This window comes from Pseudanabaena sp. FACHB-2040 (assembly GCF_014696715.1).
In the GTDB taxonomy this organism is placed as follows: Bacteria; Cyanobacteriota; Cyanobacteriia; order Phormidesmidales; family Phormidesmidaceae; genus JACVSF01.
Genome location: NZ_JACJQO010000010.1, coordinates 238,519 through 264,531, shown reverse-complemented (window position 1 = coordinate 264,531; position 26,013 = coordinate 238,519). Strand labels below are relative to the sequence as shown.

At 54.1% G+C, this 26,013-nt stretch carries 22 protein-coding genes; 6 read left to right on the top strand and 16 right to left on the bottom strand.

The window, feature by feature from the left end:
* Positions 1–68: 68 nt before the first annotated feature.
* The 4 genes from H6G13_RS13875 to H6G13_RS13860 form a co-directional block, all read right to left on the bottom strand.
* The gene (locus tag H6G13_RS13875; protein ID WP_190483803.1) at positions 69–917 is read right to left on the bottom strand and encodes an alpha/beta fold hydrolase; all 849 of its coding nucleotides are present in this window, start codon (positions 915–917) and stop codon (positions 69–71) included.
* A gap of 181 nt (positions 918–1,098) precedes the next feature.
* Positions 1,099–2,244: a SpoIID/LytB domain-containing protein gene (locus H6G13_RS13870; protein WP_190483802.1), complete on the bottom strand. Its 1,146-nt coding sequence runs from the start codon at positions 2,242–2,244 to the stop codon at positions 1,099–1,101.
* 148 nt (positions 2,245–2,392) lie between these two features.
* Complete coding sequence (locus tag H6G13_RS13865) at positions 2,393–3,754, bottom strand: N-acetylmuramoyl-L-alanine amidase (RefSeq protein WP_190483801.1); 1,362 nt, start codon at positions 3,752–3,754, stop codon at positions 2,393–2,395.
* A gap of 67 nt (positions 3,755–3,821) precedes the next feature.
* Positions 3,822–4,313, bottom strand: coding sequence for a GNAT family N-acetyltransferase (locus tag H6G13_RS13860; protein WP_190483800.1), 492 nt, complete (start codon positions 4,311–4,313; stop codon positions 3,822–3,824).
* 112 nt (positions 4,314–4,425) lie between these two features.
* Here H6G13_RS13860 and H6G13_RS13855 point away from each other — a divergent pair, with 112 nt between their 5' ends.
* Positions 4,426–4,986 carry a Uma2 family endonuclease gene (locus H6G13_RS13855; RefSeq protein WP_190483799.1) on the top strand — a complete coding sequence of 187 codons (561 nt, stop codon included), beginning with the start codon at positions 4,426–4,428 and terminating at the stop codon, positions 4,984–4,986.
* Positions 4,987–5,098: 112 nt separating this feature from the next.
* Here the strand turns inward: H6G13_RS13855 and H6G13_RS13850 are convergent, their stop codons facing one another.
* From H6G13_RS13850 to H6G13_RS13815, 8 genes are all read right to left on the bottom strand, one after another.
* Positions 5,099–5,248, bottom strand: coding sequence for a hypothetical protein (locus H6G13_RS13850; RefSeq protein WP_190483798.1), 150 nt, complete (start codon positions 5,246–5,248; stop codon positions 5,099–5,101).
* A gap of 294 nt (positions 5,249–5,542) precedes the next feature.
* The gene (locus tag H6G13_RS13845; RefSeq protein WP_190483797.1) at positions 5,543–7,312 is read right to left on the bottom strand and encodes an NAD+ synthase; all 1,770 of its coding nucleotides are present in this window, start codon (positions 7,310–7,312) and stop codon (positions 5,543–5,545) included.
* Between the two features lie 105 nt (positions 7,313–7,417).
* Positions 7,418–8,161 (bottom strand): NUDIX domain-containing protein, encoded by a 744-nt coding sequence (locus tag H6G13_RS13840; protein ID WP_190483796.1) that lies wholly within the window; start codon positions 8,159–8,161, stop codon positions 7,418–7,420.
* On the bottom strand, positions 8,116–8,718 hold the full coding sequence (locus H6G13_RS13835) for a nicotinate-nucleotide adenylyltransferase (RefSeq protein WP_190483795.1): 603 nt from the start codon (positions 8,716–8,718) through the stop codon (positions 8,116–8,118). The genes H6G13_RS13840 and H6G13_RS13835 overlap by 46 nt, the downstream gene beginning before the upstream one ends.
* A 28-nt stretch (positions 8,719–8,746) precedes the next feature.
* A complete protein-coding gene (locus H6G13_RS13830) occupies positions 8,747–10,126 on the bottom strand; it encodes a nicotinate phosphoribosyltransferase (protein ID WP_190483794.1) in 1,380 nt (459 codons plus the stop codon).
* A 341-nt stretch (positions 10,127–10,467) separates the two neighbouring features.
* Complete coding sequence (locus H6G13_RS13825; protein ID WP_190483793.1) at positions 10,468–11,781, bottom strand: hypothetical protein; 1,314 nt, start codon at positions 11,779–11,781, stop codon at positions 10,468–10,470.
* Positions 11,782–11,943: 162 nt separating this feature from the next.
* On the bottom strand, positions 11,944–12,657 hold the full coding sequence (locus H6G13_RS13820) for a DUF2382 domain-containing protein (RefSeq protein WP_199305887.1): 714 nt from the start codon (positions 12,655–12,657) through the stop codon (positions 11,944–11,946).
* Positions 12,658–12,871: 214 nt separating this feature from the next.
* Complete coding sequence (locus tag H6G13_RS13815) at positions 12,872–13,876, bottom strand: DUF2382 domain-containing protein (protein WP_190483791.1); 1,005 nt, start codon at positions 13,874–13,876, stop codon at positions 12,872–12,874.
* Positions 13,877–14,366: 490 nt separating this feature from the next.
* On the opposite strand from H6G13_RS13815, the gene H6G13_RS13810 reads away from it, so the two are divergent.
* From H6G13_RS13810 to H6G13_RS13795, 4 genes are all read left to right on the top strand, one after another.
* A complete protein-coding gene (locus tag H6G13_RS13810; RefSeq protein WP_190483790.1) occupies positions 14,367–15,272 on the top strand; it encodes a glycine betaine ABC transporter substrate-binding protein in 906 nt (301 codons plus the stop codon).
* A 44-nt stretch (positions 15,273–15,316) separates the two neighbouring features.
* Positions 15,317–16,282, top strand: coding sequence for an ABC transporter ATP-binding protein (locus H6G13_RS13805; protein ID WP_190483789.1), 966 nt, complete (start codon positions 15,317–15,319; stop codon positions 16,280–16,282).
* A 2-nt stretch (positions 16,283–16,284) separates the two neighbouring features.
* Entirely contained in the window at positions 16,285–16,917 is a 633-nt protein-coding gene (locus tag H6G13_RS13800) for an ABC transporter permease (protein WP_190483788.1), read from the top strand.
* A gap of 151 nt (positions 16,918–17,068) precedes the next feature.
* Complete coding sequence (locus H6G13_RS13795; RefSeq protein ID WP_242028305.1) at positions 17,069–17,701, top strand: thioredoxin domain-containing protein; 633 nt, start codon at positions 17,069–17,071, stop codon at positions 17,699–17,701.
* Between the two features lie 45 nt (positions 17,702–17,746).
* Here H6G13_RS13795 and H6G13_RS13790 read toward each other — a convergent pair whose 3' ends face one another.
* The 3 genes from H6G13_RS13790 to rplI all read right to left on the bottom strand — a co-directional run bounded on the left by H6G13_RS13790 (position 17,747) and on the right by rplI (position 23,129).
* Positions 17,747–18,343: a class II aldolase/adducin family protein gene (locus tag H6G13_RS13790; protein WP_190483786.1), complete on the bottom strand. Its 597-nt coding sequence runs from the start codon at positions 18,341–18,343 to the stop codon at positions 17,747–17,749.
* Positions 18,344–18,356: 13 nt separating this feature from the next.
* Positions 18,357–22,481, bottom strand: coding sequence for a replicative DNA helicase (locus H6G13_RS13785; RefSeq protein ID WP_190483785.1), 4,125 nt, complete (start codon positions 22,479–22,481; stop codon positions 18,357–18,359).
* 189 nt (positions 22,482–22,670) lie between these two features.
* Positions 22,671–23,129, bottom strand: a complete 459-nt coding sequence (rplI, locus tag H6G13_RS13780; RefSeq protein WP_190483784.1) for a 50S ribosomal protein L9 — start codon at positions 23,127–23,129, stop codon at positions 22,671–22,673.
* A 72-nt stretch (positions 23,130–23,201) separates the two neighbouring features.
* On the opposite strand from rplI, the gene H6G13_RS13775 reads away from it, so the two are divergent.
* Complete coding sequence (locus tag H6G13_RS13775) at positions 23,202–23,438, top strand: DUF1049 domain-containing protein (RefSeq protein WP_190483783.1); 237 nt, start codon at positions 23,202–23,204, stop codon at positions 23,436–23,438.
* 56 nt (positions 23,439–23,494) lie between these two features.
* Here H6G13_RS13775 and recG read toward each other — a convergent pair whose 3' ends face one another.
* Positions 23,495–26,011, bottom strand: a complete 2,517-nt coding sequence (gene recG / locus H6G13_RS13770) for an ATP-dependent DNA helicase RecG (protein ID WP_190483782.1) — start codon at positions 26,009–26,011, stop codon at positions 23,495–23,497.
* Between the last annotated feature and the right edge of the window lie 2 nt (positions 26,012–26,013).

The window sequence follows — 26,013 nt, the reverse complement described above, 5'->3', positions numbered from 1 at the left end:
GCGGCGGATCTGATTGACCAGCTTCTCCATCTCTACCCATCTTCCTAAAATCAACCGACTCAGATGCTTTAAACGGCCATTTTTCTGAGAAAAGGACTGATCGCCTCTGCTACTTTTTCTGCCCAGTCTTCCTGAGCATAATGGCCGACCTGATCTAGCTTCACCAGATCTCCGTCCTGCAGAGTCTCAAAACAAGCTTCGGCCAAACTAAGGGGCAGCCAGGGGTCGTCAAGGCCCCAAAGCAGCAAGGTAGGATGGGTTCTCTGGGGAAGTCCGGCAGCAATTTCTGGCGTGACTTTGGCCAAATTTAGCCCCTGCACCGTGGCCAGCAGCGCCCGCCCTACATCCGAGCTTTTCAAGAAAGGGCGGCGGTACACGTCGAGATCGGCATCATCTACCTGATAAGGGCCACCCCCTTCCAACGTGCGATCAACCAGGATTGGATCTTGGGTCAGCATATCGCCTACCAAGGGAATGCCGAACTGCTTAATCTTCCAGGGCAGCTTTGCCTCCGGACTAATCGGTGCATTGAGAATCGCCAACCGCTCAACCCGATCTGGGTAGCGCAGCGCATATAGCAGCCCTACACTGCCTAAAAACCCCTGTACGACCAGGTGAAACCGAGCCAGCTCCAGCGCCTCCACAAATTCCGCTAGCGCCTCCACAAAAGCTTCTGCCGTGTAGGAAAAGTCACGCCGATCGGGCTTGTCAGAAAAGCCGTGGCCAATCCAGTCAGGTGCGATCGCACGAAATCCCTGCTCCGCTAGAGCCGGCATGACCTTGCGCCAGCTATAGCTCTGAGCCACTAGCCCATGCAGCAGCAGCACCGGCAGGCGATCGCTCGTCCCTACGGGCTCAGCCTCCCGATAGAACCAAGTTAGCTTGCCCACCTTGATTCGCTGCTCTGCAATGACCATGATTAATCCCAACCAATTCAGTGGCCTGAGCTTACCGCTGAGGGGGGGCGGAAGGCAAGGCGGCGGGAGCAGGCGAAGGTGAGAAGGGTGGGGCAGGTGAGGAGGGACAGCGTGGTTTGAAAGTTCTTCCCTACCTCCCCTACTCTTCCATCTCTCCCATCTTCCCTGCTCCCCTTGCTCCCTACTGCATTTGAGCCAACGTTGTCCCCATGTAGTAATGGGTCAAAATATCTCGGTAAGAACGGCCCTGACTGGCCATGTTGTGGGCTCCCCACTGACTCATGCCTAGGCCGTGGCCGTAGCCACGTCCAGAGATGTTGACCATGTCGCCTGCTACAGAGATGGAGAACAGGGTGCTGCGTAGGCTCAGAGCTTGGCGCACTTCGTTGCCGCTCATGACGCGGCTGCCACCATTGCCCTGCAGACGTAGAGAAACTACGCGCCCACGGGGAGTGGTGCGTTCGGGTACAGCGGCGACTAGTTGGCCGACCCCAGAGATGCGCCGCTGGAAATCTCCCATCGGCATCGAGACAGACCATTGGTAAACGGGTGCGCCGACATCATAATCCTGTACGGCTCGCAGGTAGGGAACGGGGCGCTGCCAGACATCTTCTACGTTTTCGGTGTAGCCGCCCGAGGAAGAGTGGAAGACGGCTTCGATTACCTGGCCGCCGTGGGTCAATACCTGGCCTCGGGTAGCATCAACGGCGGTGCGGGTGCTTTGGGCTTCTGACTCCAGCCCCTTATACACCTGGGAAGCCGTGGTGCTCGCTACGTCGTAGGGGCGGGCCTGGGCTCGGTTGCGATGATAGAGCGCATAGGAGCGGGCCGCAACGGCCTGGGACTTTAACGCTTCTAGGGGCCAGCTGACTGGCATTTCACCGCCTAAAACGCTGTAGAGGTAGGCTTCTAGATCGACAAAGTTAACAGCAGTGATGCCATTGGGCCCAGGCGTGACCAGTACCCGCCCTCGATACCAGCGATCGCCAATAAAAATGTAGCCGCCCTCGGTGGGTTCAACCCAGAAGGCGTCTCCTAGCCAGGTAGCTAGCCGCACTCTGCCATTTTCCGAGGCCACGCTAATGGAGCGCCCCCCGGGCAGCTGGCCCAACCCTTGACCGTTGCGATCGCGCACTACTGCAGTCGTCGAACTGCCTACTGTCAGCGCTGCCGTATTTTCACGAATGGCCACACGCAGTTCTGGAGCGGCTAGCCCAGGGAGCGCAACCAAGCCCCAGAGCAGGGCAGCACTGCCTACCTGCATCAAGGAGCGCCGCACCTGACGGCTAAGGGGAGCTAGGCGAGTAGGCCATTGTACCTGTGTCATAAGCTTTGCAACGATTGCTGAGTTGATTTTCAAGGAAAAACTGCAAGCAGGCGTGGCCCAGCGGTTGGATGACTCGCCATTAAAGATACCACCCCTTACTGGAAATGAACCAAGCTGAGAAATCCCGGCATTGCTGTGCCTGCTGCCTCTAAAGTAGCCCTGCGGATTCGTAGAGCCGCCGCAGCACTGCCATAATCTTTTGGCCGTACTGTAGGTCTGCACTCCAGCGTCCGCTCAGCTGATTGACTAATGGCGCTACCCCACGCTTGACAAAGCGGAAGCGGGGGTCAACCAGCACCTGCACCAATGGTTCGGTGCTGGCGTAGGCTTTGAGGTGCTGAATCTGAGCCCGCACACCAATGCGGGCACTGGGAAAAGAAGCGCCCTCTGTACCCCCTGTGGCCGAGCCGATGCCGCCAAAATTGTTTTGAGCAGGCCGCAGCGTCGTGCCATTGAAAGTCAAGAATGAAGTTTCAACGCACATTTGGCTGAAGGCAATGTCGTGGTTGACCCCTTCAATGGCCGCCTCTTCCCGGTAAAGCCTGGGCAGATCGGGATATTGGCTAACAGCGGCCTCGTTGTTTGCTTTTAGAAACATCAACATTTGAATTTCTGAGGTCTTACCAAACCCCATGATCCGGTCTAGGGTGCCGGGGCATATCTGAGAACCGCTGAGCGTCCGCAGCTGCACAGTGCGGCTGGCGGCATCCCAACCAACGGAAACATTGTAGTTCCGCAGGTCAACGGCTTTGATGTAGACGATGTTGTTGTAGCTGACCCGGCGCACGTTGGTGTCTTGACTGAGGTTGACGCCCAGCAGGTCGGTTAAGTCGATAGGAATGTAGGCATTGTCGCTGATTAGAATGCCCTTTTCCTCGTAAGCCCCTCCATTGATCGTGATGTTGACAGTTGGAATAGTCGGCGTTACCGGAGTGGGTCCTGTACCGCTAACCGCTCTACTCCAGGCAGCTAGGCCGTCGGCTAACCCCAAAGCGATATCCCGGCGGCGATTTTGAATCAGGGCTAGGTCTTGGGGGTTAGAGAGGAACCCAACTTCCATGATGAGAGAAGGGCAAGCAATGTTCCGGGTGAATGCTAAACTGCCAAACCCAGAGGCGGTATCGGGCCGCACTCCCCGGCTAGTGAGTTGGGGCACCCGACGCAACAGCGCCAGCATCAACAGCTCAGCATGGGTGCGACGGGTTTCGTTGTTGGCAATGTGGTAGGCCACAGCCCCTCGCACCGCTGGGTCATTGAAGGCTCCGGCCTGAATCTCTAGTGAGACGTCGGTGAGGCGGCAGCGGGCGTTGATCCAGCCGAGGGTTTGAGCGGCGCTCAGGTCATCGGGAACCGAAAGGACAGTAAACCCGCGCGATCGCAACTCCGGTACGATCAGGTCGCGAAGCCGGATCATCTCTGCTGCTTCGGTGGTGCCAGGAATGATTGCACCCGGATCGAGCACCCCGTTCTCAAATCCTCCGTGAGCCGCTGAAATAAAGATTTGTGCCATGCTAACCCGCTAAACACCACATTCCTGGCACAAATCATACCCATCTAAGGTAAATTTGCCACCTAAGTTAGGGTTCTTCAAAGGCTTTTAGGGCTTTTTCGCTGACCCGGCACAGCCGCCAGTCGTGCTGCAGTTCGGCTCCCATGCGCTCATAGAATGCGATCGCACTCTCATTCCAGTCCAGCACGTTCCACTCAAGTCGGCCGCAGCCACGGCTTAGCGCCAGTTTCCCTAGGTAGAGCAGCAGCGCCTTACCCACCCCCTGGCGGCGATACTGGGGCAGCACAAACAGATCTTCTAGATAAATACCGGGGCGAGTCAAAAAAGTAGAGTAGTTGTGAAAAAACAGCGCAAACCCCGCTGCCTCACCCTCGACTCGGGCCACTACGGCTTCAATGTAGGGCCGTTCGCCAAACAAATGCTGATGCAGATCCTCAGCATTGCCGACCACTTCATCGGCTAACTTTTCATACTCAGCCAGAGCCTTGATTAGTTCAAAAATCACCGGCACATCCGCAGGCGTTGCCGCTTGAATCTCAACGGTAGAAGCAGAAGACATAGGGGATTGAAGTCAGGAAAAATGAGATTATACGCAACTTGCTAGGCGAATAGCTGTTAAGCCACGAGCTAAACTAGGTTCATCCTGTGCCTGTTTTCCCAAAAGACGCTCTGTGGTTCAAACCTCTCGTCCTAAAATTACTTTGCAAGACTTTCTGACCTCTCCAGAGGCCAGCGGGCGCTGCGAACTGATTAATGGACAGGTGGTACCCAAAGTGGCCCCCAAGCGCTTCCATTCCAAAACTCAACGGGCCTTACTTCGGTGGCTGGAAGATTGGGGAGAAGACAAAGGCGAAATTGGTGTGGAATGGGCCGTGCAGCTAGTCCGGCACGGTCAAGACTGGGTGCCCGTGCCAGATTTATCCTTTGTTTACTTCGAGCGCTTACCGGAGGCACTAGCCGACGAAGCCTGTCCGGTTCCTGTTGACTTAGCAGTTGAAATTATTTCTCCAGATCAGACCTTTGGAGCTATGGCTGAAAAGGCTACGGACTATCTTACCGCTGGAGTCTTGCGAGTTTGGGTGGTAGACCCTAGAGCCCAGAGCATCACTGTGTTTGCTTCCGATACCTCGCCGATGACCTATCGCAGCGATCGCACCCTAACCGACAGCCATTTGCCTGGCTTAAGCGTGATTCCCCAACAGCTATTTCAAAGGGCAGGATTGCGAAATTAGAGGGGTATTATCCCATTAGAAAAACCTCCGGCAAGCCGAAGGTTTATGGGGGTTATCAGTGTGATCGAGCAATGAGTCTTGTCAGAGAGTTGAGTAGTGAGCAAGTTCAGAGCTATCTTTCGTCTACTCGCTCTGAGAAAGGCTCACCATCAAACGGCTGAACACCTGTGGCTGGATAAGAATCGCTGTTAGGGCCAAAAATTCGAACAACCGCCTCAGAAAAATACTGAATGACGCTATCAATCATTCTGGGGACGTTCATACCTGTCACCTCAAGCTTATAAGTAGCGAACTTTTTGGTGTTGAGTTGCTGTTATTAATGCTTGGGTTAGTCTCAACTCAACATTTTCTTCTCTACGCTTTTATCCTATAAGGCAGAACAGGTTTATGAGGGATAGAGCCATCATTCTTTACAGCCGGATTTGAATTTCAAGCACTTAAAAATACATAGAAATTTTTCTTTTGCAAAAGCCAGAAATATCCTTTAGAGTGCCTACCCGACAGCGTTAACAACTAGCAAAGTGCCCAGCTCTGCCGAACAGCCTCTGCTCTGGCCCTAGGCCTTAACGTCTAATGGCGCTTTGGGCACAGGTAGCTGCATTGACCAGCGGCTGGCAATGGGCATGCGCCAGCCCATGCCAAAGGCGCGGTCGGTAATCTTGAGTACAGGTGGAGCCTGCCGCCGCTTAAACTCAGCCCGCGAAACCAGCCGCACCACTTTTTTTACCGTTTCTGGGTCATGGCCTGCCTCGACAATCTCGACCAAAGACTGCTGCCTTTGAACTAGCCGCTCCAGAATGTCATCTAGTACCTCATAGGGTGGCAGCGAGTCCTGATCGACCTGACCCGGCTTGAGTTCAGCACTGGGCGGCTTGGCAAGAATGTTGGAGGGGATGGGGGAGGAAGCGGAAGGCAGCAGGCTCCCCTGCTCCCCTGTTCTCTCATTCAACCAATTACACAGCGAATACACCCGTGTCTTCGGCACATCCGCAATCACGGCTAGCCCCCCATTCATATCGCCATAGAGGGTGCAGTAGCCGACAGCCATCTCCGACTTGTTGCCGGTTGAAAGCAGCAGGTAGCCAAACTTGTTAGCCACCGCCATCAGCAAGTTGCCTCGGATGCGCGACTGAATGTTTTCCTCGGCAATGCCAAACTCGGTTCCGGCAAACAGGCCTTCCAAGGTTTTATCGTAGCCCTGCATGAGGGTACCGATGGGCAGGGTTTCATAGCGGATGCCCAAGTTTTGACAAAGGTCTAGGGCATCTTTAACGGAATGGTCAGAGCTATAGGGGGAGGGCATGAGCACGCCAAAGACGTTGTCTGGGCCGAGGGCGGCGGTTGCGATCGCAGCCACCAACGCAGAGTCAATTCCCCCACTCAAGCCAATTACAGCCTTGGAAAAGCCGCACTTGTGAGCATAGTCACGCACGCCGAGCACCAAGGCAGACCAGATCTCGGCATCTTCGCTGGTAAACAGGGGCACCTTTTGGCCCGACTGCAGGTCTCGCTGGTGGGCATCGTACTCCACGAGAACCAAATTCCGCTCAAAGGAAGCCGCCCGCGCCACGACTTCTCCCTGACGGTTAAAGGCAACGCTAGAGCCATCAAAAATCAGATCGTCATTAGCGCCTACTTGATTGGCATAGACAATGGGGCAGTGAAAGCGGGTCGAGCTGTGGCCCAGCATCGACTCCCGCAGCTTTTGCTTGTTGACAGAGTAGGGCGACGCCGACAGGTTCACGATCAAATCGACTCCGGTTTCGGCCAGATTGGCAATGGGGTTGCGGGGGTAGCTGCGTCCGCCCCAAAATTCCTCATCATTCCACAGGTCTTCGCAGATGGTGACACCGATGCGAACTGGAGTGCCGCTGCGGGTGGCAGCGTCGCTGCGCTCCCACAAATCGAATTGGCAGAAGCCTTGGCCCTCGGCAAAGTAGCGGGCCTCGTCAAACACATCGTAGGTAGGCAGCAGCTGCTTATGAAAAACCTGCTGAATTTTGCCTTGGTGTAGGAGCACTGTGCTGTTAAATAGTGCCTTGCCGCCATGATCTCGGGCCTGAGAATTGGGCAGCGCTAGCCCCACCAGCACCGGCAAATCCACAGGCAGATTCTGCGCTAGCTGCTCTACGGTTAACCCCATCTCGTCAATAAAGCTGGGCCGCAGCAACAGATCTCGCGGCGGGTAGCCGCACAGCACCAGTTCCGTAGTCACCAGTAAATTGGCCCCCAACTGATCGGCCTGGCGCGCTGCTTCTAGCACCTGCTGGGCATTGCCTGCGAGATCACCAATGGTGGGATTGAGTTGTGCGATCGCAATCTTCATAGCGTGTCAGTCAGTAAGAGAGCTGTTGGGTGTAGGCAAATAAGATGGGATTTTACTGTTAGGGTATTGGCTCACGCTACGCTTGACGTCAACCTACGAGAGTTATTAGATAAACACCATAGGTTTATTTTTCAGCGGCTCAAAGGCAGCGGCATCGAAGCGGTAGAGACTAGCCGGGCGACCTGCACCGCGAGAGGTTTTGACACCTGTATCTTGCAAAAAGCCCAGTTTCAGTAGGCGAGCGCGAAAATTAGAATAATCTGAGAAGTCGGGACCCAGGACAGTCACATAGAGCTGGTAGAGATCGCCCAGAGTAAAGACTTCTGGCAAGACATCAAAAGCAATAGGGCTGTACTCTAGCTTGTTTCGCAGTCGCTGGTAGCCATACCTAAGAATTTCGCTGTGGTCAAAGGCTAGGGGAGGCACCTGGCTAAGCGGGTACCAGGCAATGCCGCTGACGCCATCGGCAATCAGCTCTGCTTCGGCAAAGCCTACTAGGGCGAAGTAGCTGACCGAGAGATAGCGGATATCGTAGGCGTCTTTGGCTTCGCGGGGGTCGCGCTGGGGGCCGCCAAAGGTGTAGAGCTGCTCTAGATAAAGGTTGTTGACCCGGATCTTTTCAGAGAGCACCCGGTAGGCGGCATCCTCTAGAGATTCGCCTTGGCGGACTAGAGTTCCGGGCAAGCTCCAGGTACCGGCAAAGGGGCTGTCGTGGCGCATGACTAGCAGCACCAGTAGACGGTTTTGCTCGGTATCGACGGAGAAGATAACGTTGTCTACCCCGACTTTAAAGTCTGCGAGGGCTACGGTTTCCTGACTGATAGTTTTTCTCTGGAGTCTTCCGGGCATGAGTAGAGGTGGTTTTGCTCAATGTAAGCTCGAACGGCAGGCGGTAGCTCAGCGGCTTCAGCGTCGCGGTACTGAGAAGATGACACATCGTACTGTTTAGGAGTGGCTGCCACTTCAACTACCGCACCCTGCCGCTGCAGTTCCTTGAAGTCTGAATCTGCCAGGCTATAGCCAGGACGGGGCACAACCAGAATTTTGACGGCTTCAAAAATCTCTTGGGCCTGGTACCAGTGGGGCAGCTGATGCACCAGATCAGCCCCGATTACCAGAGTCAATTCTGCCTCAGGCCATTTCTGCCTGGCCCGCTCAATGCTGATGATCGATCGCATGTGACTCAGCTCTGGGTGAAGCTGCACCGTTCCCGGCGGCACATTAAGATCTGCAATCAGCAGCTCCAGCATACGAAACCGATCGGCTAAATCCGTTTGGTGAGCTTTGAAAGGGTTGTTGGCCGTCCAGACAGCAACATGGTCAAACCGAGTTGCCAGCCAGCAAAGAATGGCACAGTGTCCCTGGTGAGGAGGATCGGCGCTGGTTCCAAAAAGAGCGATTTGCATAGGCATTGCGGGGGAAGTGGCCATCGGACTATACCAAGGCTTCGGGCGAAAGACGGCGCTGGGTGGCTTCGGTCAACCGCTGGAGCGATGCCGAGATCTCAACCGCAACCGCAACGGGTTGCTCGATATCTCGGACTGCCGCAGACAGGCTAGCTACCGATGCGGCTGTGGTCTGAGCGATTTGCTCTAGAGAACGGGCAGGTTGGAGCATCTGACCATTTTGCATCACCAACTGCAGCAGAGGCTGCTCTATTCCAAAGCTGTCACTTTCTACCGGATCGCTCATTAGCCCTAGGCGATCGCCTACAACCTGCCCGTCTTGCAGGCGGCGGAAGATCTGCTTGCGGCCCGGATACGTGACCTTGCCATCCGACGATTTCATCACTGGAATGCCGTCGATATCCACCAGCTTGTAGACTCCGTTCACCGGCTCTCCTGTGACTAGGCGAGTCCCCAAGCCGTAGCCGTCAATCTCGGCTCCAGCCCGTTTTAAGCGGGCAATTTCGTACTCATCGAGATCGCCGCTGGCGAAGATTTGAGTGTGGGGCAGATGCGATCGCACCTGCTTCGACAGCGTCACTAGATCGCCTGAGTCAATCCGCACGCCAGTTACTTGAACCTCACCGCGCTGCACCTTGCGGCCCAGTCGCTCAGCAGCAGCCACCGTATCGTAGGTATCAATCAGCAGGGGCGCATTGGGAAAATACCGTTGAAAGGCCGTAAATGCTTCATCTTCACTGCCCTCTACTGCCGTCAGCGCCATCACCAGCGCATGGGCCATCGTGCCAGCAGGTTGCTGCCCCAGCTTTACCGCTGCCAGCACGTTGGAAGTCGCATTTAACCCGGCTGCCAAGGCTGCTCGTGCGGCCCACACCGAACCTTGAGGGCTAAAGGCTCGGCGCGTGCCGAACTCTAGCAGAACTGCTTTAGGCCCGGCCACGTCTCGCAAACGAGCGGCACGAGTGGCCACTAGCGTTTGGTAATTGATCGTATTGAGCAGATAGGTTTCGGCAATCTGGGCCTGCCATAGAGGAGCTTCTACCCGCAGCAAAGGCTCCTGGGCAAAGACAGCAGTGCCTTCGGGTACTGCCCAGACATCGCCGCTAAAGTGGGCCTCTGCCAGCAGCTGCCAGAACTGAGGTGGGGCTTGCTCAAACAGGCCCGTCGCTTTGAGTGACTCAATTTGAGCCGCAGTAAAGCGCAGATGAGTCAAGTACTCTAGAGCCTGAGTCAATCCCATCGCAATTAGATAGCCAAAGCCCTTCGGCAACCTACGGGCAAACAGCTCAAAGCTGGCCCGCCGCTGATCGAGCCCTTCCCCGACATAGCAGGCCGCCATTGTCAGCTGGTACAGATCGGTTAGCAGGGCGTAGTCGTCCTGGCTAATTAGGAGTGAGGGGTCTTCCATCAGTGCCGCTTTTCATGAGCAATTATGGTTATTTTAACCATAATTATTGAGGGCTAACGTAAAGCAAAATACCTTTTGGATAAAAAGGGTATAAAGTAGGCCAGCAGAATCGTCTCGGCCAGAGTGTTCAAAATTTGCCTAAAATCACAAAAATAAGCTGTATTCCAAGATAAACACCTCTGGAGCTAAGAGGTGAGGCAACAGGGCTGCAACTTCATTTTTAGTAGATGCCTCTATTAAGCAGGCCGTCCTATGACAATGGCAGCTTAACTCTAGGCTTCGGTGTAGGGCCTCGGTGCATTAATCAGTACGATGACACAGCGTACCGATGGATACGCTTTTTAGCTAGCAGCCGGCTGGGTGCGAAACAGGTTCCAAGGAATCTGCGGGTTAGCCGCTAGCTGTTTGCCTAGCTCTGCCGCACCGAAGCGGTTTACGTGGCTGGGGTCGGCAAAAAATTGGTTTTGATTGCGCCACTGCTGCAGCAAATCGATCACGATAAAGTTGTTTTGGCTGCCCTGCTGGCGCAGGTACTGCTGAAACTGCTGCTCGTAGCGTAGCCGTACCGCATCTAGATAGTCGTCACTGAGGGGCAAGTTGACGACAACTAACGGAACCTGTTGCGATCGCAAGTAGGTTGCGATCGCTTCTAACGACAAGGACTGCACCCCTTCCAGCTGAAAAGGGCTGTAAAACCCGTCGTAGCGACCGCTAACCCGAGGAAACTGGCGGTAGTACGTAGCTGGGTCAAAGCGATCTTCAACCGTCAAAAATCCCTGAGCCGTGATCGCGCTAATGGGTAAGGTCACGGCATTGGGCATGGGATCGGCGGCTTTCTCGGCTAGCTGAGGCAGCGTACCTGCTCGAACGGCCTGATAGCCAGGGGAGTTTAAAATCTCGGCAAAGGTGCGATCAAAGCGACCGCTGTTAAACGCGCGGGAGCCGTCAGCCCAAATCACTAGTTGGGGAAGTTGTTCGGGCTTAAGCACCTGCCGCAGCACAAAGCTCATCACCTGAGCCGTCGCACCATTAATACTAAAATTGAAAACTTTTAGGCCAGGGTAGCCTTGGGCTGCCAACCCCTGCTGCAGCGCCTGAGGATCAACTCCCTGGAGGGCGCGCGAGCTGCCCATCACCAGCACGTCGGGGGGACCAATGGTAGCAATGTACGACAGATATAAACCAATCTGTTCGTCTAAGATGGGGCTGCCAAAGGTGGGAAAGATTTGGGGAGCACTGCTTTGTTCAGCTCGCTGCTGTGCGATCGCAAGGTTTTGCACATACTCACGTCCCTTGCGCTGGGCAAATACCCGCTGCGGGCTACCTACCGGAATGGCCTGTAGCTCGTTGATTGCCTCAGTCCAGGCTACTGTTACCTCGTCCCAGTCCTGAGCCGTTCTAGCAGTTTGGGCTAGCCTAGCAGCCTGAGTTGCCTGCACCACAGCGCTATCCCACCGAGCTTGAGCCTCAGCACTGATGGGATTATCTGCTTCAGTCTCTGCGGCAGAGCTTTCACCTGCCATACTGACCTCTTCAGCGGCAGAAGCATCAGTTGGGGCGGCAAAAGGCTGGGGGCGGCTGACATAGCAGCTCAACAGCAAACTCAAAGTTACCAACCCCAAAAACCAGCCCCGGATATTTCGCCTGCTCACCATAGTTCTTCTGCCCATTAGAGCAGCCGTGCCAAACACTAGATCTCCATTATCCAAATCCAAGCTAGGAATGGAGTGAATCAGAGACTACTTTTGTTAAGGCGGCTGTACTAACTACGCTCTAAGGTGAGGCATTTAATGGCGTAATTGAGGCTGTTTGAGGGGCTAGCGGGTGGCGTACCCCGCAAACCACTTTTGGTAAGTTTGCACCATTGCTTCATCGTTCAAGAGCAGTTCTAGGCGAACAGTGCTGCATTGCTGGGCCAGGGAAGTGTCCAAAACTGAGAGCACCTGGATGGCTGTTTCAGGCGACTCAAACTGGTGAGCAGTGGCTTCAAGGCCAGCCGCTCGCGTGAGGAAAATAACGACCCGAACTTTTTCGCAGTGATGAGCAGGCAGCTTAACTACGGATCCTAGAAAAGTGATGGCCTCTCGAATACTTGGTAAATCAGCACTTGTGGTTAAGTCCTGAGATGCTGTAGCTGTAGCCGTACTCGTGGCTGACCCTGTTCCGGCCACAGAGACAAGACCGTCCGCAAGGCCGGCTCCCTGAATTCGGGTTTCTCCTAGGCCGATCTCCATCAGGGGCTCGCCAGCGCCAATCTTCTCAATAACCAGCTTCTCTCGCCGGATGGGCACTTCAACGATTTCTGTTTCTATCACTTTGCGCACACTGATCTCACCGACCTTATTGCGCTTGCGGTTAACTACTAGCCGCTCTTCTACAAGCTGGATGCCTTTACCTGCGTTGGGAATAATCTCCTGCTGGTCAAGGTTAACGTGCAGGATTTTTTGCTCCGTATCAATGTCTTTTAAGTGGTTGTTGCCAATAGTAATTTCAGTTCCAGCCTGGCCATTGCCAACTAACTGTACAACCAAGGAAAAGTCCCCAGCTGACAGCGGCTGTACTCTTACAACTTGACCTAATAGATAACCCGCACGATCGTATACGGAACTTCCAATTAACTGATGTTCAGGCATTGTAGATAAACAATTAATATTTTGGATTGTTTAGTGCGAGGGACACAGCTATCGCTGCGTCCCTCGCTAGCGACTCAAGTCAGCAAATCAATCAGGGAATCACATCACCGAACTACGGGTTGATTCTGGGATTCTGGTTAGTTGAGGGGTTTTGGTTGATTCTAGGATTGCCCTCGGTTTTAATATCCAGTTCCTCACGACGCACCTGCTCGCGGGCCCGCACGGTTTCGTGGTCAGTTTCCTTACGGACATTGACCTCTTCCCGAACGAAGGGCTGTTTCTCAACGCTGATTTCCTCTTCGTAAACTTCCATGCGAGCAACCTCTTGGTTGTCAAAGGCATGGTCGCCAGGCACAGCAGCTTGACCCGTTACAGCGTGCCGTTCGATCACAACGCGCTCTTTATCCACGGTTTCAGCAACTTCAGCGGTTTCAGTCAGAACCCGCTTACCAACGCTAACTTCACCAACTTTGTTGCGCTGATGGTGAGCAATTAGGCGCTCCTCATACAGGCGCAGCGGACCGTGGTTGTCCTCTTCGCTGTAACCATAGAGGCTAGGCTCTTGGTCGTAGAGGCCAGCTGTTGGCTGTGCTATCTCTTGACGAGCGGTTACCCGGCGAGTCTCTTCGATGCCGCGAGTGCTGCTCTCAAGGGGCTGCATACCACGGTCTGTGTCTAGCGGGTTCATTACGGATGCATCATTGGGCGCTGCATAGTTGTTGCCCAAAAATTGACGACTAGAGCGACCTTGAGCCACGGGTCGGTAGCCGCTCCGCACTTGCTCTTCGTATTTGTCGTCTACGACTGTATCTTCTTTATACTCAGGAAGGTTTTCAACCTGAGATTTAGACAGTCCATTTACGTAGATGCGGCTCTTGTCATAGTCGAATTGAGCCAACCCAATGGGCATCAAAACAGTTTTGCCGAAAATCCAGGGGCCCGTATCAACAACTAGATAACGGAAGCGACCGGACTCGTCTACTAGGAGATCCTTAGCAGTTCCTACACGATCTCCGCCTTCAGTATAAATAGAGTAGGAGTCGATGTTTTCCATCTGACCGTTGGCCAGAGTTTCGCGATAGTTAGGGTAATAATCTTTAAGCCGATGTAAAGGCATAAATAGCCTCCTCTGAAATTTGTCATCCTGTTAGATACTATGGAATCGAACCCCTCTGTTCCATCGTCCAATGGAAGGACGCAATTGTCTCAGCAGGCGTATTTTGAACAGTCAATAGTAGTTAGAAATACACGATTCTTGGAGTATTGTTTTGCTTGCTCGGTTATTTCTAAAGAGGGCGCTCACAGCAATAGAGCGTATTTGTAAAATGACTGGTTAAGCCGCTCAAAATCTATGGCAAGTATTGATAAGAGGCGATTTTTGAGAAGAGGTCTGTAGCAAGGTGTTTTTATCAGAAAATGCTGGCCGATTGATAAGACTACTCGGCAGGGCCTTTAAGCTAATACGCCTAACTTTCTCGAATCCAGCGTGAGAAGAGTAGCAGCAATCCCTGAAAGAATGCGCTTGAGGTGACTAGCTCAGGCCAAATCTAGGTGGTATTCTCTATGGAACATTGCAGTGTGGATATTGGCAGGTGCAGCATTTCCCTATGAAACGATCACGTCGATGGTTTACCCAAGTGGTGCTAGGGGCAGGGGCAGCGGTTGCGATCGCAGCCTGCGGCGGCGGCAGCAGTGAAGAGGTCGTCAGCGTTGGCTCTAAAGACTTCACTGAACAGCTAATCATCGGCGAGATGTATGCCCTGATGCTGGAAGAGGCTGGGTTGACCGTCGAGCGCAAGCTCAATTTGGGCGGCACCCCTGTAGCCCAAGCTGCAATGGAGAGCGGCGAGATCGATCTCTATCCTGAATACACCGGCACTGGCTTACTCACAGTGCTTAAGCTACCCCCCAGCAGCGATCAAGAGGCGGTCTACAACACCGTTTCAGAGGCCTATCGAGAGCAGTTCAACATGGTCTGGCTCGATCCCTCTCCCATGAACAACACTCAGGCGTTGGCCATGACCGAGGAAAAAGCCCAGGCTCTAGATATTCGCAGCCTCTCTGACTTTGCAGGCAAGGCCGATCAGCTAGTGCTGATTGGTCCCCCTGAATTTGAAGTGCGCGAAGACGGGCTGCCAGGAATTCAGGAAGCCTACGGCAACTTCACCGTGCAAGAGTACAAGGCTGTTGATCCAGGTCTGCGCTATCGGGGGCTGGTAGATGGAGAGGCGGATGTCGCTGTTGCCTTTGGCACCGATGGTGAGATTAGCGCCTTTAATCTGGTTCTTCTCGAAGACGACAGGAACCTGTTTCCGCCGTACCAGGTGGCTCCGGTCGTTCGCCAAGAAGCCCTCGATGCCAACCCCGGTATTGCCGATGCTCTGAACCAGCTTTCGCCCCTGCTCAACGACGAGGTGATGCAGCAGCTTAACTACGAAGTCAGCGGCAATCAGCGGGAGCCTGCAGAAGTCGCCCGCGAATTTTTGGTTAACGCGGGTTTACTGTCAGAATAGGGCTGGTAAAGGTAGACCCTGCACATCCGCCGAAAAGGTTCTCTATGGCCACCATCCAGTTTGATCAGGTTTCACTGCGGTTTCCTAGGGCACCTCGGCCTGCCGTTGATCGGGTGACCTGCCAGGTCAGTGCTGGAGAGCTGGTGGTGATTTTAGGGCCTTCAGGCTGCGGCAAGACGACCCTGCTGAAGATGGTCAACCGCCTCTATGAGCCGACCGGCGGCGCGATCTACCTGGGCGGTACCAATATTCGCCAGCTCAAGGCCACCAAGCTACGGCAGCAGATTGGCTATGTGATTCAGCAGTCGGGGCTGTTTCCCCACATGACAGTGGCCGACAACATTGCTGTCGTGCCCAAGCTGCTGGGCTGGTCAAAGCCCCAAATCCAAATGCGCATTGATGAGCTGCTACAGCTGGTTCGGCTACCGCCTGCTGAATATCGGCATCGCTACCCGGCGCAGCTCTCGGGGGGGCAACAGCAGCGGGTGGGTATTGCCCGCGCCCTAGCTGGTGACCCAGCTACCCTGCTGATGGACGAACCTTTTGGAGCCATTGACGCCATTACCCGCACGGCGCTGCAAGATGAGATTTTGCGCCTACAGCGGCAGCTGAAAAAAACAATTCTCTTTGTCTCCCACGATGTTGAAGAAGCGCTGCGCTTAGCCGATCGCATCATCGTGATGCGGGAGGGGCAAATTGTCCAGTTCGATACCCCCTTTAATCTGCTGACCCAGCCTGCCGACTCGTTTGTTTACAGCCTGCTCGGCGCAGATGACATGGTGCGTCAGCTAGGGCTATTGCGGGTTTCCTCGGCTATGATTGGCCTCCCTGATAACTACACCAATGGCAACAAGCCCAGTCTCTCCGCCGACGACAGCCTGCGCGATGCCCTCTCGCTGATTCTCAAAACAGGAGCCCAGGAGCTATCGGTTGTTCAAGATGGTCAGCCGGTGGGACTGCTGACCCTCGATCATATTCGCGAGTCAGCCCTAGTTGGGGATGGGGTTTGACCATGAGCTATTTAACCAACAACTTCAGTGAGGTTTGGACCCTGCTGCTACAGCACCTGCGGATGACGGGACTGGCGCTGCTGGTTGCGATCGCACTTGCCGTCCCCATTGCCCTTTTGATCTCCCGCTTTCGCTGGCTAGGCATTCCCGTCATGGGCACCTTGGGCGTTCTCTACACAATTCCCAGCTTGGCTCTGATCATTTTCCTGGTACCGCTTTTTGGGCTCAATGCTACCTCGGTAGTCGTTGCAATGGTGATCTACACCCAGGTAATTCTGGTGCGTAACCTAACCGTGGGGTTGAACTCAATTAATCTAGCGGTGATAGAAGCTGCCCGAGGTATGGGCATGACCGCTTGGCAGCGGTGGTGGCGGGTGCAGGTACCCCTGGTACTGCCTGTTTTTGTGGCCGGAGTGCGCATCGCCACGATTGTCTCAATCGCCATTGCCACCATCGGCGCAAAGTTCAACGCTGGAGGATTGGGCAAGCTGCTTTTTGACGGCATTCAAACCAATCGCTACGACAAGATCTGGGCTGGTTCAATCGCGGTGGCGCTGCTAGCCTTTGCCCTAAATGCACTGCTGTTGTGGCTAGAGAAGCAGAGCAATCCGCTGCGGCGCGTCAAGCTGTCTTAAGTCACCCCGGCTTTGCCCCTATCCGCCACAATGGGAATTGCCCTTCAGCCGTTGCTTGTCCATGAAAAAGGTGTCGCGAAAATTCCGTTGGAAACCCTTGCTCATTCTGCTAGGACTGGGAGCAGTGGGAGCAATCCTGGCGGTGTTTTTCATGCCACGACAGCCTCAAACCGTCGCGATCGACCCCAGAGAGCAGTGGCAGGCCCAGCAGCAGGTGGTCAGTAGCGTCATGCAGTCAGCCGACCGCAATGCGCTGATCGGCACCTCCCCGACCCAAGGTGCGCCAGAAGCTGAGATTATCCTGTTTGAGTTCTCAGACTTTCAGTGCCCCTACTGTGCCAGAGCCTCTCTAGACGTGAAAATCTTGCTGGACAAGTATGACAACGATGTCCTGTTTGTCTACAAGCACCTGCCGCTCACCCAAATTCACCCCGAAGCCATGCCTGCTGCCAGAGCCGCTTGGGCAGCGGGCCAGCAGGATCGGTTCTGGATCTACCACGACGGGCTTTTCGCCAATCAAGCCCGCTTGGGAGAAGGGCTCTACGTTGAACTGGCGCAGCAGATCGGGCTAGATGTGGAGCAGTTCAATCGCGATCGCACCAGTACAGCCTCCCTCACCGCTATTCAGCGCGATCTGCAGCTAGCCCAAAGGCTGCAGCTGAGCATCACCCCCACTTTTTTGATCAACGACCTGCTGATGCCGCCAGGGGCTCCCCTCTCCTTTTTCGAGCAGACTCTAGATCAGATAAAAGAGGCACTAGCCGCTAGAAGCCAGCCCCAGTAGTCATCAGGATTGAAATGACCAGGGTGAGCAAAGGATAATGGCGTCTCATAGCTGCTTCAGAGCCAGCAAAGTCGTGGCGGCCTGCTCTAAGGTTTCGCCAAAAGCCAGCAGACCATCTTCATGGCCCGCCATCACCAGACACCGCTTCTGGGCCAAGCCCTCTTCCTGAAAGAGTCGCCCCATTTCATAGGCCATCGCGGGCGTGCCGTAGGGAACGCTGGCGCGGGTGGTAGGCAGAACATTTAGATACTGTTGCCAAAGGGCGGCGCTGTGCCCGTGGACAATCGCCTGAATCGTAGAGTCCAGGGTATACACTGCGGCATGGGTGAGAGATTCTGAAGAGGCTTTGATCGGGCCGGTGCAGTGCAGGCTGTTGCGATCAATGTCCCAGCGATCTACCAAGGTATAGTGCTGAGGTTCTGTATGGAGTAAGTGGCCGGTTTGAGTGCCCGAAATGATGAAGCTACTGTCGGTAAGCTTTAGGCTAATGTTGCCGTAGCCAATGCCATTGGGGTAAAGGCCGATTAGGCCAGCGGCGAAGATGCGATCGCGCCATCCCATCAGCGTTTCCAACCCAGAAAACGCCAGCGGCTCTGTCTTTTGCCACTCACAGCTAAATTTGATCACCCCCTCGTCAAACATCTAGCTCGCCCTGCTAAGCATTAGGATTAGCTAAGTTGCGGAAGCGCGTAAACTGCGGCTCAAACAGCAGCTTCACTGTCCCAACTGGGCCGTTTCGGTGCTTCACCACAATTACCTCAGCAATACCGCGATCAGGCGTATCCGGCTCGTAATATTCCTCGCGATACAGCATCATAATCAGGTCCGCATCCTGCTCAATTGAGTTGTGAACTACTACATTATTTGCAATAAAATTGTGCAAACCTGGAACCGTAAGATCAAAGACTTCCTCTTCTCCATCCGGTTCAATAGAGACAATAGCATCCCAATAAACATCACTATTGGCTAACTGAAGAAGATGCTCTGATTGAACAACCTGCGCCAGCCGCAGTGCTCGCTCCCGGCTAACGTTCTGCTTATAAAACGTTGTACCGCAGTAGGGGACGCCTAGTTGATACTGCATCTGGCGTGTAGTTAATCCATTTGCTTGCATAGCTGGAACTGCATACAGTCTCCAAACATCAAAAGGAATCACATCTCGGTTCGTATTTCCCCTGCGACCCTTTATGTGTTCTCGAATTTCGACAACGGACTTTTGCTTGTAGGACCCGACAGCCCCAACAAGCTCGACGAAAAGTTGAATGTCAATCTTGCCTGTCACAACGACATGGTGTTGGTCTCGCCCTTTCCCGTGTTGTGAACGAGTAGAGAGCCGAGCATTAATTCCGAGACGTAGCAATAGTGATTGAACATCCTCTGCCAACTTCCGGCTGCTGCTTGCATAGTAAGCTATAGGTCGAGGTGATTTGCCTTGAACTAATTTAATAGAGCCGTCAGTACTCCAAAGGTGCCTGAGGAAAACTGAAATCGCGTCGCGAGATTGCTCGAAAACTAGATCAGGCACAAATTTCTCATGGGATCGAAGGCCAAAAACGCCTAACGAGTCCAGCCATGCTGCAATCGGATTTCTTGTTTTATGTGTTAATCGTTGAGTCGAGACAAGGTAAACCTGATACCAATTCCGCTCTTTTACAACTCTTGGGGTAATTCGTTCACCAAACGCTTGAGTTGCTAATGATGCTACTAAATTAGCTAAATCGTCTTCTCTGGTAGTGTATTGAATTGTGTGGCGAGGTAACGTGCAACCATCCCCTATCAAATGCCCTAATAGGGCAAGTTCAGCATTGCTCATTGTCTGAGATGATGAACTTTCGAGCCTACGAGGTAAAGCGATTCGATCACCCGTTCTAAGTTCATCTAACCGCTTCCAGCCATGAATGGTGAGAAATTTATGGTTTTCTGTGGCTCGAATACTTCTTCCTAAGGCCGTATTGAGCCGTAAAATAGGCTTGAATCCTGTTGAAAAGGCATGGCTGACAGCAGCTGCCTTCAACTGCATTGCCGCTTCATCCAATGCCCACACTTTGAAACCTTGCTGGCCGACTAACTCTTGAATCGGTACCTGTGCTCCACTCTCTGCTAGCGTCACTAATGTATCCCCTGTCAAACAGCCAGATTCCCGCAAATCAGACATCATGGGGCGCTTGTTAGTACGCGACTCCACGCCTCGGCTGAGCTGAGAAAGCGCAATAATTGGAGTATTGAGTTCGCGGGCTAGCCCTTTCAAAGAACGAGTGATTTTAGAAAGTTCCTGTACCCGGTTGTCGCTGCCGCCTTCCATCAGCTGAAGATAGTCAATAAGAATTAGGCCCAAAGCTCCCCCTTGCTCAGCCTGAAGTCGGCGGGCTTTGGAGCGCATTTCGGTAACTGAAATGTTGGGCGTGTCATCAATGAAGACCGGCATTTGCGACAAAATGCTGATCGCATGACCGAGTTTTTCCCACTCCTGCTGGCCAATGCGGCCACTGCGCAGACGGCTACTCTCTATTTCAACTTCGCTAGAGAGTAAGCGGTAGACTAGCTGCAGCTTTGACATCTCCAAACTAAAGACTGCCACCGGCATTTTGTTAACCGCAGCAATGTGGCGCGCAATGTTTAATACAAAGCTAGTGTTATGAACACAGATATCATTAGCCACAAAGTTGTGGGTTTCCGGGATAGTCAAGTCATAAACCTGCTTGCTCCCCACAGCCTCGATTGAAATGATTTCGTCCCAATAGACATCACTGGTTGCAAGTTGCTGTAGTTCCGTCTGCTCTAGTGCTGTTGCTAAGGCAAATAATCGCTCACGGGTGGGTGCCCGTTTACCAACATGAATATTGCTTGTGCCTTTAAGCCCAGCCCGAGTCGCTAAAGACTTCCAGGTTTCCGCCCCTTTGGCTGCGCTCAGGGATTGCCAAACTTCAGTCGGAATCAAGTCTCGATTGGTCTGGTACTGACGTTTTGATAAGGCTGCCTCGGCTTTTGCGATCGCATCTTCCTTGCCAAAAATACCAATATCCTGAATGAAAGTTTTGATGGAGAGGGCATCAGTAATGTCTAACTGCCAGACAACCCGACGATCGTTCTGGTATTTCATGGTGCGCCGCTTGAGACGAGCGATAACACCAAATCTAAGAAGAAGATGCTGAGTTTGTCGAGCTAGCTTTTCGCTAACAGTCGCAAATCCCAGTTGAACCTGGCCACTGCTAAGGACGCTAACCCAGCCATCCGTAGCAAAGAGCCGGTTAAGAAAAAGGGCGAGTTGCGGTCTCACTAACCTAAACACCGCCTCTGGAACACTCTTTTCATGGGCCGACTTACCCCACAGCTGGTGCGTTTGAAGCCAAAGGGTTACAGCATTCTGACTAGTCCAACGAATACTGGAAAATCCGTGAGGAGCTAACGTCTCTGTGGAAACACTAAGCGCCTCGATTAGTCTTTCAAAAGTTGCCAGATCCGGCGCGCAGGTACCCTCCTTCCACTGACAAATTAACGAAGGGCTAACATTTAGCTGATGGGCAAGCTGACGATCGGAGACTGGGTGCTTCTGGAGCAGCAATTTAAGGACTTCTCCAAAAGCTTGGCGTTGAGTTTTCACCAGTTCAGCATTGGCCGTGACGTATAAAGAGGGGGTTCGCTGCCCCTGACCGGTTTCAATTCGCACTTTAACGCCAGAAAACTGAAGCGCAGCTTCAGTGAAATCCTCCTGCAGGCAAGGGTTTGAGTTCGTGAACTGAGGGGAAAGCCCAGTAAGGCAGCCATCGCCAATGAAATAGGCTAGCAGCTTTACCTGATGTTCTGGCAGCCTTTGCGTGCCAAAGATAGGAAGGCAGCGAGGAACAGCCACTCTAGCCCCTACCGCCAACTCAGCCAACGGTTTCCAACCTTGAATCGTTAAAAAAGGATGGGAGAGGGTTGTTTCAAGGGTGCGGCCTAACCGAGTTGTTACCCGAAAGACTGGCTTTAACCCATCATCGACATAGGCGCTGGGTTCAGCCAGCTTAAAACGCCAGTCCGGCCCTAAAGTGAGTAGTTGGGCAGCTCGTTGACGATAGATCTCCCCAATACTGGCAATACTGCCATCAGCCAGCAAAATCTCTGCCTCAGCGCTGAGACACTTGCCCATTGCCGGACGCCCAGCAGCAATAATCAGGTCAGAGCGCTGAAAACCCTGGGTCATTGCGTCTAAGTCATAAAAGCCGCAGGGAACGCCTGGCATGACGATACCGAGCGATCGCTGTTCGATCTCAGCAAAGGTATCGATCAAAATATCGGAAGCGGCCGTCAATCCGCTCTGGGGGCGATCTTGGGTGATGCCAAACAACTTTTGCTCTGCTTGATCAAGCACCTGCTCCAACAGCGAACCCGCTTCGTAGCCTAGCTGGGAAATCTCGCCCCCTGCCTGGATCAGACGTCGCCGAGTGTACTTGTCCATTACCAGAGCCGCATACTGGTCGATATTGGCGGCGCTGATAGTGCGGTCAATCAGCTGAGCTAGGCGGCTTTGGCCCCCAATCTTCTCTAGCTTTTCATTGTCCTTGAGCCAGGCGGTAATGCTCATGAGGTCAGTAGGGCGACCTTTGGCGTAGAGATCGAGCGCCGCCCGGTAGATATCTTTGTGGGCCCCGATATAAAACGCTTCGGGCACCATGACTTCCATGACTCGGCTAATGGCTTCGGGATCTAGTAAGATGCCGCCCAAGATTGCCTCTTCGGCCTCGATGTTCTGGGGGGGCAGCCGATCGCTAACCTGCTCAAAATTGAGATTTTGCACCATAGTCAAGCCCTTGCAAAGAGTTATCCGGAGAAAGGAGCAGGGAGTGTCGTCACCTAACCAGCAGGCTAATGCTAAGGCCAGCAGCCCAGCATCTCATCAAAAAATGAGGCAGAAACCCTGTCTGGATAAACTTATTATCCAACAACTGTTTCTGCCTATAGAGCAAATGTATTACTTTGTCAGCTAACGCTACTCAGCCGCAACCCGCAGGTTGATGGTGACGGTGACTTCAGGATGCAGCTTGACATCCACCCGATAATCGCCCAGCTTGTTGATATCGGGCAGGGTGATCTCGCGGCGATCTACCTCTTTACCAGCAGTGGATTGAATGACCTCAGCCACGTCTGCTGCCGTAACGGTCCCGAAAATCGCTTCTTTTTCGCCCACTGGCTTCTGCACAGTGAATAGACCAATGGTTTCCAAAGCCTTTTTAACAGACTCAGCTTCTTGCTTGAGTTCTAGCAGCCGCTGACGCTCTTTTTCGCGCCGCCGCTCTACCTGCTTCAACACGCCAGGCGTGGTGCGAACCGCCATCCCCTGAGGAATGAGGAAATTGCGAGCATAGCCAGGAGCAACTTCTACGAGGTCGCCATTTCTGCCCAGCTTGCGCACATCTTGATTGAGAACTACCTGTATCCGTTTAGCCATGATTTTTTAGTTACTGCCCAGTCGTCTATACTACCGAAAGGAAACGCGCGATCGCAACACCTCCTTAAAATCATGGCTAAACTTATCGCTGCCCTGCTCCTAGCTGTCTGGGTTGCTGCCATTGCCATTTTCTCAGCCCAGAACGGTACGCCTATCTCCTTACAGTTCTTCGGCCTCCGCTCGATTCAGCTGCCTCTAGGGATGACGTTAGCTTTTTTTGCTGCAGCTAGCATGATCGGGACAGCGTTAGTTTTGCCTGTATTTACGGGGAGTGAGCGGTTGGGAGCTGCTGGTCGGCGGTTGAAGTAAGGTGGGCAGAGGGCAGAAGCAGAGCCCAACGTTTCTAGGTTGGATGCGTAGTCGGGTCAGGTCAAAATTGTGCCGCCCATGAGCTTTTGATAGCGGCGATCGAGTTCTGCTTTGAGGCGGGGCCAGAGTTCAAGGGTTTTGTCTTCTTTGAGCAGGGCTTCTGCAGCGGTGCGGGCCTGTTCTAGCACGTCCTGGTCTTCTACTAAGCTGGCCAGGGCAAAGTCGGGCAGACCCGATTGGCGGGTGCCGAGCACTTCCCCTGGGCCTCGAAAGCGTAGATCCATCTCAGCAATGAAAAAGCCATCCTGGGACTGCTCTAGCACTTTAAGCCGCTGCAGAGACACTTCGCTGCGGCTGGCGCTCATCAGCAAACAGTAGGACTGGGCTGCGCCTCGGCCCACTCGACCGCGCAGCTGGTGCAGTTGGGAAAGGCCAAAGCGCTCGGCGTGTTCAATCAGCATTACAGAAGCGTTGGGCACATCGACGCCGACCTCTACCACAGTGGTAGAGACTAGGATGTGGGTTTTGCCATCGCGAAATTCAGTAATGGCCCGATCTTTTTCAGCCGAAGACATGCGCCCGTGCAGCAGGCCCACCTTGAACTCTGGAAAGATCACTTCGGACAGCCGCTGGTGTTCTTCGGTGGCAGATTTGAGGTCGAGCTTTTCTGACTCTTCGACTAGGGGCAGCACCACGTAGACCTGGCGGCCCTGGGCCACTTCTCGGCGCACTAGGTCGTAGGCATGGTTGCGATCGCGCCCCGTTAGCAGCGTCGTCTGAATTGCCTTACGGCCTGGCGGCAGTTCATCGATCTGGCTCACGTCTAGATCGCCGTGTAGGGTCAGAGCCAGGGTGCGGGGAATGGGGGTTGCCGTCAGCGTGAGCACGTGAGGGTTGGGGCCTTTCTGCTGGAGTCTAGCCCGCTGCTGCACGCCAAAGCGGTGCTGCTCGTCAATCACCACTAAGCCCAAGCTCTGAAACTGCACCGGATCTTCAATCAGAGCATGGGTGCCGACTAGGACGGGCAGCTGCCCAGTAGCCAGTTCTGAGAAAATAGCTCGCCGCTTAGCAGCCTTGGTTGACCCCGTCAGCAGCTCCACCGGCAGGTGCAGCTGGGTAAACCAGCTCACCAGCTTACGGTAGTGCTGCTCTGCCAGTACCTCCGTAGGAGCCATCAACGCCCCCTGATAGCCCGCCTGAATCGCTGCCAGAATGGCGATCACGGCCACCACCGTTTTACCGGAACCGACATCGCCCTGCACCAAACGATTCATCGGAATGGATCGCTGCAGGTCGGCCAGAATGTCGTTGACTACTCGCTGCTGCGCCCCAGTCAGATCAAAGGGAAGCACTTCGTAAAAGGTGTCGATCAGCGCCCCAGTGGGAGCTAGGGCAACGGTGGTTTGCTGCTGCTGCTGTTCTAACCGGCGGCGCAGCAGACCCAGCTGCAAATAGAAAAATTCGTCGAACACGAGGCGGCGGCGAGCAGCGGCCAGTTTGTCGGCATCATCAGGGAAATGGATTTGTGCGATCGCATCCCCCAACCCCGTCAGGCCATACTGCTGGCGCAGGTCCACCGGCAGCGGCTCCTTTAGCTCAGCCACCGCAGGCAGAGCGGCCACTACCGCCCGCCGAATCAAATCTGCCGACACCCCTTCGGTAAGCGGATAAACCGGCACTACCCGGCCAATAGTCAACGACTCAATGGCACCGCCAGAGCCTTCTAAAACTTCCAGATCTGGGTCTTCTAGCGTCAGGCCAAACTTGCTCTCCTTCACCAACCCCGAGGCCGCCACCACTGCGCCCATCGGAAACTCTCGCTTTTGGCGCTGCTGCCAAGATACGTTGCTATAGCGGCTACCGGCATAAAAGCGGCTCAGCTTTAGGCGACCGCTGCCATCCTCTAGCATTAGTTCAAAGATGGTCAGCTTGGCGTTGCGGGGACTGGTAAAACAGTTGATGCGCTTGACGTTACCTACGACCGTGACCGTTTCCCCTGGCTCTAGGGCCGCGATTTTGACCTGTTTGGCGTAGTCAATGTGGTCGCGGGGGTAGTAGTAAAGGATATCCTGCACAGTCCACAGGCCGAGCTTAGCCAGTCGTTCCCCGTTTTTGGGCCCAATTCCTTTAAGGTAAGTTACCGCCTGTTCTAAAGTGGGCTTGCGGCCGTTAGCTGCGGCAGCCGCAGCTGTGAGCTCTGTCGTCTTGGGGGAGCGAGTGCGGCCTTCGGCCTGAGTCTTTTTTGCAGCCCCAGGAGCACCACTGCTTGCTTTTTCTAGCTGGCTTTCCAGAGTTCGCCGGGTTTCGTAGAGGGTTCGGCGGGCGTCTGCAACTAGGTGCTGGCGCTGGGCAAAGCTCAGCTCGCTGTACTGAGTAAATTTTTCGGCCAAGCCGGTCCACCGCGCTTGCTCAGTCCCTGGCAGCTGAGCGGGAGGGCAGCGCAGATTGTCCTGCAAAAACTCATTAAAGCGCTGCTGTTTGCCCTCCAGATTGTTGAAGCCCCGATCGGCTTCCAGAGAGAGAGCTTTTTGCAGGCGCAGCCAGTCAGGGGTAGGCGTAGGGCTGTCTGTCATAG

Excerpts from the sequence above, each read along its gene's own strand:
- H6G13_RS13875 (WP_190483803.1), bottom strand. The coding sequence starts at position 917 with ATGGTCATTGCAGAGCAGCGAATCAAGGTGGGCAAGCTAACTTGGTTC.
- H6G13_RS13870 (WP_190483802.1), bottom strand. The coding sequence starts at position 2,244 with ATGACACAGGTACAATGGCCTACTCGCCTAGCTCCCCTTAGCCGTCAG.
- H6G13_RS13865 (WP_190483801.1), bottom strand. The coding sequence starts at position 3,754 with ATGGCACAAATCTTTATTTCAGCGGCTCACGGAGGATTTGAGAACGGG.
- H6G13_RS13860 (WP_190483800.1), bottom strand. The coding sequence starts at position 4,313 with ATGTCTTCTGCTTCTACCGTTGAGATTCAAGCGGCAACGCCTGCGGAT.
- H6G13_RS13850 (WP_190483798.1), bottom strand. The coding sequence starts at position 5,248 with ATGAACGTCCCCAGAATGATTGATAGCGTCATTCAGTATTTTTCTGAG.
- H6G13_RS13845 (WP_190483797.1), bottom strand. The coding sequence starts at position 7,312 with ATGAAGATTGCGATCGCACAACTCAATCCCACCATTGGTGATCTCGCA.
- H6G13_RS13840 (WP_190483796.1), bottom strand. The coding sequence starts at position 8,161 with ATGCCCGGAAGACTCCAGAGAAAAACTATCAGTCAGGAAACCGTAGCC.
- H6G13_RS13835 (WP_190483795.1), bottom strand. The coding sequence starts at position 8,718 with ATGCAAATCGCTCTTTTTGGAACCAGCGCCGATCCTCCTCACCAGGGA.
- H6G13_RS13830 (WP_190483794.1), bottom strand. The coding sequence starts at position 10,126 with ATGGAAGACCCCTCACTCCTAATTAGCCAGGACGACTACGCCCTGCTA.
- H6G13_RS13825 (WP_190483793.1), bottom strand. The coding sequence starts at position 11,781 with ATGGTGAGCAGGCGAAATATCCGGGGCTGGTTTTTGGGGTTGGTAACT.
- H6G13_RS13815 (WP_190483791.1), bottom strand. The coding sequence starts at position 13,876 with ATGCCTTTACATCGGCTTAAAGATTATTACCCTAACTATCGCGAAACT.
- H6G13_RS13810 (WP_190483790.1), top strand. The coding sequence starts at position 14,367 with ATGAAACGATCACGTCGATGGTTTACCCAAGTGGTGCTAGGGGCAGGG.
- H6G13_RS13805 (WP_190483789.1), top strand. The coding sequence starts at position 15,317 with ATGGCCACCATCCAGTTTGATCAGGTTTCACTGCGGTTTCCTAGGGCA.
- H6G13_RS13800 (WP_190483788.1), top strand. The coding sequence starts at position 16,285 with ATGAGCTATTTAACCAACAACTTCAGTGAGGTTTGGACCCTGCTGCTA.
- H6G13_RS13795 (WP_242028305.1), top strand. The coding sequence starts at position 17,069 with ATGCCACGACAGCCTCAAACCGTCGCGATCGACCCCAGAGAGCAGTGG.
- H6G13_RS13790 (WP_190483786.1), bottom strand. The coding sequence starts at position 18,343 with ATGTTTGACGAGGGGGTGATCAAATTTAGCTGTGAGTGGCAAAAGACA.
- H6G13_RS13785 (WP_190483785.1), bottom strand. The coding sequence starts at position 22,481 with ATGGTGCAAAATCTCAATTTTGAGCAGGTTAGCGATCGGCTGCCCCCC.
- rplI (WP_190483784.1), bottom strand. The coding sequence starts at position 23,129 with ATGGCTAAACGGATACAGGTAGTTCTCAATCAAGATGTGCGCAAGCTG.
- H6G13_RS13775 (WP_190483783.1), top strand. The coding sequence starts at position 23,202 with ATGGCTAAACTTATCGCTGCCCTGCTCCTAGCTGTCTGGGTTGCTGCC.
- recG (WP_190483782.1), bottom strand. The coding sequence starts at position 26,011 with ATGACAGACAGCCCTACGCCTACCCCTGACTGGCTGCGCCTGCAAAAA.